Here is a 710-nt window from a genome sequence, read left to right on the forward strand (position 1 = left end):
AAAATAACACACATACTTATTCCAACCACTCTTTCACTGGAAATTCTTTGAGCTTTTAAAGTGCAGAGGGAATGCGCATTTGCTTTCAAAGTTTTTTCACTAAACGCACCTCTAAACAATCATCTCTCAATTACGTCTCGTGCACTATACAAAACTTCATTATCACCAGATACCCCTCCCCCATAACAAAAACATTGGCATTAACCATTGAGCGTTCACACACTGCTTGTAATGTCGACAATCTATACATCATATTGATTTATAATAATAATGAATTGTCTTTCAACTTAAATGAGAAATCTCAATACTGTAAGATTGTTTCATGGCAAGCCTATTTATATTAAATCAATCAAAAGCATGTTTCTCACATTCCAAACGTGGTTAGCATACAGATAAAAACTGAAAAAATGCCTACAATGAATACTTATACTAAACACTGTCTTGGAAAAAAATATAAATACGATAATGGTGCTCGCTTACTCTTTTATTCAGCATAAAGAGAGTGAGGTTCGATAGATTTTTTGATTATTTTACGGAGGCTTTACGGTTATACCATTTATGGATAACATGTAAGTTTTATGTAAAAATAACTTGCTGTATTTATACAGCTTTTTTACAGTGAGGGACGCGTAAATAAAAGTTAGGGAATAGGATTTTCTAACATTTGTCTACAACAGTAGCATTTTCTTTTCTTTGCGCTTCGCTAATCA

The organism is Bartonella sp. AP65SXKL, from assembly GCF_042195725.1.
GTDB lineage: Bacteria > Pseudomonadota > Alphaproteobacteria > Rhizobiales > Rhizobiaceae > Bartonella.